This window comes from Desulfobacter sp. (assembly GCF_050177295.1).
Map to the genome: position 1 here is coordinate 1 of NZ_JBFXHE010000408.1, position 4017 is coordinate 4017.

3 protein-coding genes are annotated in these 4017 nt (G+C 53.1%); all 3 read right to left on the reverse strand.

The window, feature by feature from the left end:
* A partial coding sequence (locus AB7U36_RS20020; protein WP_428161397.1) for a hypothetical protein occupies nt 1–311 on the reverse strand: 311 nt, incomplete at its 3' end.
* Between the two features lie 161 nt (nt 312–472).
* Entirely contained in the window at nt 473–1318 is an 846-nt protein-coding gene (locus AB7U36_RS20025) for a formylglycine-generating enzyme family protein (protein WP_428161398.1), read from the reverse strand.
* A gap of 40 nt (nt 1319–1358) precedes the next feature.
* Nucleotides 1359–4017: formylglycine-generating enzyme family protein (locus AB7U36_RS20030; protein ID WP_428161399.1), on the reverse strand; the 2659-nt coding region annotated here is incomplete at its 5' end.

The following is a 4017-nucleotide window of genomic DNA, read 5'->3' on the forward strand; positions in this document are numbered from 1 at the left end:
TCGTGGAAAAGGCCGTAACAAAAGCGCTGGATAAAAAAATTACGCCGTTGACCAGAATGGTGGCAGACCTGGAGCAAAAAGGTCCGACCATGAATGAAATTGTTGGCGGCATCGGATACATATTCGGCTTGATGGGCGTAGCCATCTATTTTTCTTCCCGTAAAAAAAAGTCGTGATACGGCTGCCGCCAGTTTCACCGGGACCGGCGGGCTCCAGGAGGTCAATTCCGTGTCGGCATCCCGGGAGCGCGCTTCCAGGTCGCGCAGTGCTTTGCCCATATGTTCAACGGGAACATATGGGGTTGCAAGCACAGCGCTGTTTCATCCGTATCAGGGGAGGTCAGATTAAGTCCATACAAAAAGCAGGGCCGGCGCAGGTGGATCTAAGAGCGCATCTGGCGGGCAGGTCTTGCATTATTTGACCCTTTCTTTCGCTCGTCCCTCGCTCCCTTGACCGGCCTCCGGCCGGTGCCTCAGCCTGACCGGTCTTGAGGACCTCGGGCAAGACGCAAGCCGACGTCGCCGCCGCGGAAGCCATGAAGCCCGTAGATTCCGTAAGCGGAACGCAGGGGCCTCCCGCCGTAGAGCCAGGAACCGCCGCGACAGACGCGAGAATCACTGTCACCATCCTCCCATGCACTCCCGTCATCCGGAGCACCGTTGTAATTGTCATGCCAACGATCTTGACACCACTCCCAGACATTGCCGTGCATCTGGTACAGGCCCCAGGGATTTTGCTCAAAAAACTTTACCGGCGCCGTTTTCTTACGGTACTCCCCTTTGGGGCCTCTATTATAGGGTCGAGTTCCATCATAGTTGGCTTTGTCCGGGGTCCGTTCAGGTCCAAACCAGAACGGAGTGTCTCTTCCTGCCCGGCAGGCATACTCCCACTCCGCCTCCGAAGGTAATCGGGCCCCAAGTCCGGAAACCAGAGTATTAAGCCTGTCAATAAACGCATTGGCATCATCCCAGCTCACGTTTTCCACCGGGTGTTCAGGTCCTTTTTTTTTAAAGTGGCTTGGTTTTTTACCGATAACGGCCTGCCATAATTCCTGGGTAGAGGGGGTATCTGCAAGCCAAAATCCTTTTTCAAACGCCACCCGGTGCATAGGCTCTTCGTCATGATATCGTTCAGGTTCATCTCCAGGAGATCCCATCATAAACTCGCCTGGCGGTATCCAGCGAAATCGGACATCAATACTATTGACATAAATTCCCTGCCAAATCCCATAGTGGTCCTGGCCGTAGCTGTGGGCCCAGTTCTCTGGGAAAATATCCGGTAACACAGACCTTATTTCGAGTTGATGGTCTCTTTTCATGTGCTCCTTAGTAATACCGGTACGTTACAAAATTTATATTTCATTGGGAATCTTCTGTACCGCCGGTTCCTGCCTCCGGCACCAAAGGACCTCGGGCAAGACGCAGGCCGAAGCTGTCGCGACGCAGGCCAGGGGGCCAGAAGTTGCGGTAAGCGGAACGCAGGCGCGCCCCGCCGCTGATCCAGGAACCGCCGCGACAGACGCGATAATCATCTTCACCATCTTCCCAGGCACTGCCGTCATCCGGAGTACCATCGTAACTATCATGCCAACGGTCTTGACACAACTCCCAGACATTGCCGTGCATCTGGTACAGGCCCCAGGGATTTTGCTCAAAAGATTTCACCGGCACCGTTTTCTTACGGTACTCTCCTTTAGGGCCTTTATTGTAAGGTTTGGTCCCATCATAGTTGGCTTTGTTCGGGGTCAATTCACGTCCAAACCAAAACGGGGTGTTTGTTCCTGCCCGACAAGCATACTCCCATTCCGCTTCCGAGGGCAAACGAATATCAAGACCGGGAACCAAACAGTTAAGCCCATCAATAAATTCATTGACATCGTTCCAGCTCAGGTTTTCCACCGCGTGTTCAACTCCTTCTTTTTTAAATTTGCTTGGATTTTTCCCGGTAACAGCCTGCCATAAATCCTGGGTGCAGGCGGTTTCCGCAAGCCAGAAGCCTGTGTCAAAGATCACCCGGTGCAACGGACCTTCCCATGACGATCGTTCCGGTTCATCTTCCGGAGATCCCATCATAAAATTCCCCGGGGGAATCCAGCGCAAAATAAAGCCAACGCCTTTTACCTTCACTTCGGCAAACAGTCCGTACCGGTCCCGTCCAATACCCGAGGCCCATTCCGGACAAGGCATCATGGCCACCGTTGTTCTCCCGGTATCGGTTTCCACCACAATTTCGACCGTATTTCCCAGCAGTTCAAAAGGCTTATCCAGGGTCATGGGCTGTTTGACCGCTGTTTCCTCTGTCCTGAAAGTGACCTGGGATTTGGAGCCGACGGATAACTCATGGATCAATCCGGGATGGTGTGACGGCCTTCCGGAAGAAAAAATTTCCAGGCGGTTTTGATTCACACTCAGGCAGACCGGCCCTGTTTCCCTGGATTTTACAGCCCATTCCGGAACCTGTGTCAAATCCACCCCGCCGGGAACCTTTTGCGGTTTGACGGTTTCATTGTAAATTCCGAACAGGGTATTGAGTTCAGATACCCAGATTTCTTCCCCAGCCCGGTCAGCCACCCGGCCCACCCAGGCCATGACCCTGTTTTTCTCTGTTTCCGGGGTATCGGGATTCTGCTGAAAGAGAATCAGTTTTTTTAAAAAATCCGCCTGATCTCCATCAAGGGGCTTTCCCGCCTTCTGCCGCTGTTCAATGCGCAGTTCCATGGGCATCCGGGATTCAAAGGATTGAATCAAGGGCCAAATCCGGTCAAGATCCAAATTCAGGTCTTGTGCTTTTTTGCTGTACGCTTCCCGAATTTCTTGATTGCGCCACTGAAATCTGAACACATTGCCTTCCAGTGCAAAATGACGGCAGGACAGGCTTTCCGTGGATACACCAAGCCCAAGCCGATTTCTAACCCTCCGGATCAGGGCCGGTGTGATTTCAACAGCCAGGGACAGGGCCGCCAGAAGCATCTCGGTCTGATCCCGGCTTTTCATGCCTGGACCGGCTCCCCGATTCCCCGAAGCCCCGCCGGGACGGATCACACCGGAATCCCAGTAGTGCAGGAAAAACACGTTGGCCGTTTCCGGTATCACGTCCGAAGGATGGGCCGTCACCAGGGCATCTATCCGGACGTGTTTCTGTTTCATACGGCGTCCGAACCCATGCCAGAATCCCGCGTTGATGCCTTGTTTGTCTAAAAATCCCAGGTCGCCGGCATAGATCAGATGCAGATTTTCCCGGACGATGGGGAATCCTTTGTGCATCGCCCCCTGGTACGAAAAGGTATTGGTTTTGGGATCGAGGCAGATCACAATGTGAAGCCGATTGCGAAACCATTGGCCCATGTTGAGGGCCAGCTCTTTGAAGTCATTGAAAAAGGGGCTTAAATGTTTTGAGAAATCAAGAACCAGGACCATATCCAGGGGCCAGGCCTTTTTCTTTTTCCACGGGATAATTTCAAGGGGTTTTTGCCTGACGGCGCTTTGGATTATCTTTTGGGTATCCAGTTGGCGGGTCTGCTTGAATTCAATGCCAAGGCGCTTCAGATAGGGCCAGAGGAGATGCCAGCCGGTCAGGGGGTCCGGCATGACCTCGTCGGCCACCGGCGGAAATTCAATCCTGCCCTCAAAAGGGATGAGACTCGCATATTCTGCCGGCATGGTTGCGGTATCTTCGACATTTTTTTCTTCAAGGGCATAAAGACAGGGAAACCGGAAATGGGCTTTATCCGGCGGATAATTCGTGGGACGTATGGCACTGGAATCCCGTTCCGGGGGCAAACGCTGGTCAATAATTGTCCGGGCGGGTTCGGCAATGTCTCTGTTTTTGGGTTTGGGAGCATATTCCAGCCCCAGCAGTTCCGAAAGCTCGCCAATGCCGATATTATCCCTTTTCAGGCCTTCAACAAGGGAAACGAGGGTGGTCAATTCCCCCATCCGACCCAATGGAGAATTCCTATCATTCGTGTTTTCCCCGGCCATCAGGCACCGCTTTTCATAAACGTCAGGGCGGCCAGCA